Origin of the sequence: Ferruginibacter sp., from assembly GCF_031430955.1 — a bacterium.
Classification (GTDB): Bacteria; Bacteroidota; Bacteroidia; order Chitinophagales; family Chitinophagaceae; genus Ferruginibacter.
In genome coordinates, this window is sequence record NZ_JANPCM010000208.1 from 1 (window position 1) to 2,528 (window position 2,528).

A 2,528-nucleotide genomic window follows, 5' to 3' on the forward strand; every position below is an offset into this window, starting at 1 on the left:
CGCAATGGAATTCGCACAATACTTCTGTTCCTTACTGGTGGGAAGAAAAATTTGCTTTTAGACCTTCTTGGTTGGACAGGGTATTGTCGGTTGCTCTAATAATAATTCCTTTTATAATTTTCATAATAATTAATTTTTTAGGCAATATTGGGGTTCCCCAATAATTCTTTGATTGATTTATATCGTAGGAGATAGTGTTGCTTTTCGTCGCTGAGAGGGTACTAGCGACGGCGGCAGGGCGTTAATGTGGAGTCTCTGTTGCGTTGCTGTACTGTATGTATCTTCCTGTATCGGCACACATAATCTTACAGAACAATTAAGCCTTTGGGAGGAAGCTTTTGATTCAAACCCATTAATAAAGCTTTTTAAATACGATAGCTTTACTACTTTAAATTTGCTATTCCATTACTTTGCATACCATACGCCGCTGGTTTAAACCAAGCAGCGGCGTAGTTACTATTTTATATTTAAACAGTAATTAGGCGAAGAGCTCAACGCATTAAAAACAAAATTATACAGCAGATAACTCACTCTATTTACCAAACGATTCCTTACCCAAATCAGAAGCACCAATATAAGCCCAGTTTATGTTTTTTGCATAAGTATTTAAAACCTGCCTCATTTCTTCAGCATTTACAGTGCTCATTCTGGAGGCAAGGTTTTCTGCAAGTTTCCAGTCACCCATTATTTCGGCCTCACCTAATTGGTTAGCGATCTCCGACATAATTTCCTGCCGTTTTGCGTAAGAAAGCAAATGAGATTTTCGTACATTCTCCATTGTTTTTTCAGAATACGTTTTGTTTTTCATAAAAGATAATATTAACCGCATGGCTTTTACTGTTTCTGCAGGTTGTGTGGTGCTTGCATACAGTGTAACGTAAGAAATTTTACCTTCTGACATGGATGCAGAAGGTGCATAGGAAAGCTGTTTGTTTAAACGAATGTAATCGAACATAGCGCCATTTAAAAGCGTAACTGCCAAACGAAAAGCGGGGTAGTTGGGGTCATTTAAAACAGGGGCATTAATAATACCGGCAATGTAGTTGGTTGCAATGCTCCGGTTTTCTATTTTATAAAGTTCTTCTGTAAAATTTGCATTTACAATATTTGCAGGGGTGTATGTTTTAGCCGGAATTTCGGCAAAAGCTTCCTGTATTTTTTTCTCCAGATCTTCCCTGCTAATATTACCGGCAACCACCAGGAACATGCGGTTTTTGTTGAGCAACGTATTGAAATAATAATCTTTTACAGCATCCCTGTTTAATAATTGCAAACTTGTAACTGTGCCAAATGGATTAATGGCATATGGTGTGCCGAAAAATGCAAACTCCTGTGCAAACCATTTTAAACGGCTGTCTGGATTTGACTGCTCGCCTTTTAGATCATTTATTTTCTGTTCTTTTAAAAGACTGAATTTTTGTGTTTCAAATACAGGAGATGCAATGGCTGAGGAAAACAGTTTCCATCCTTCATTGGTATATTTTGAGATGCAGCTTAATTTCACTACACCATAATCATTGCCGGCAATACCAGCCATGTGCAATCCATATTCATCTATCTGATCATTAAAATCATTAGCCGGATATTTGGAACTGCCACATTCTATTAAACCCGACAAAGCCAAAGATTCAATGCCTGCATTTGCAGACGAATAATTGGAAGTGCCTCCCCTGAAATACATGTTCATTACCAGTGTTTCCTTTTGGGTTTGCCGCAATATAACTTTAAGCCCTCCAGTAGTAAACTCAACAGTATTGCTTTGTGCATAGCCCTTTGCCGTAATTAATAACAGCATACATAAAATGCCGATGCCATAAAATTTTAAAAAAATAGTTTTCATTATAAATTATTTAGAGAAATAAAAATTTGGATCGGTGGAAAGGTTTGAACCTTTTGGTATAATAAGGCCCGTGCAGGAAAACCTGCCTTTTATATATTTTCTTACATAATTTTTTATATCAACAGGAGTTACTTTGTCCATGTTCTCCCGGTAAAAAGTATAATAATCTGTAGATGCACAGGCCCACCAGAAGGAAATTAAATGTACATACCGCTCTACTTCTTCCCGTTCTTCCACCTGTGTGATGTACAGTATTTTTTTTGCCCGTTCTAATTGTTTATCCGAAATATAATTATCATTATCCCACTGTTCTATTTCTTTCTGCATTGCCTGGTAACATTCTTTTATTTTATCAGGATTAGGAGAAACAGAAAATGTTATGGGACCCACATACTTTTGAGAATAATAGTTTATCTGAATGTCGTTTGCCAAACCAGTTTCCTGCAGTGCCTGTGTTAATTTAGATCTGCGCTGGTTAAGTATGTACGAAAAAACATCTGCTGTATAAGTGCCCTGTATATCGTTCCTCATATCGGGCCCCTGCCAGCGTATAATCAGCAGGGGAGACTCTGCCAAAGTAGATTCTATAACAACATGGCTGTTCTTTTTTAATGGCTCTATTTCGGGTATAGGAAATTCTTTTAAAGGATCAAACGTTGAACTTTTCCAGGAGCCATAAATTTTTTCA

At 37.1% G+C, this 2,528-nt stretch carries 2 protein-coding genes; both read right to left on the reverse strand.

Going from position 1 to position 2,528, the window contains the following annotated elements; all coding sequences use genetic code 11:
- Nucleotides 1–532: 532 nt before the first annotated feature.
- The gene (locus ACY65O_RS05905) at nucleotides 533–1,840 is read right to left on the reverse strand and encodes a M16 family metallopeptidase (RefSeq protein WP_462219925.1); all 1,308 of its coding nucleotides are present in this window, start codon (nucleotides 1,838–1,840) and stop codon (nucleotides 533–535) included.
- A gap of 6 nt (nucleotides 1,841–1,846) precedes the next feature.
- On the reverse strand, nucleotides 1,847–2,528 hold a 682-nt coding region (locus tag ACY65O_RS05910; RefSeq protein WP_462219926.1), incomplete at its 5' end, for a M16 family metallopeptidase.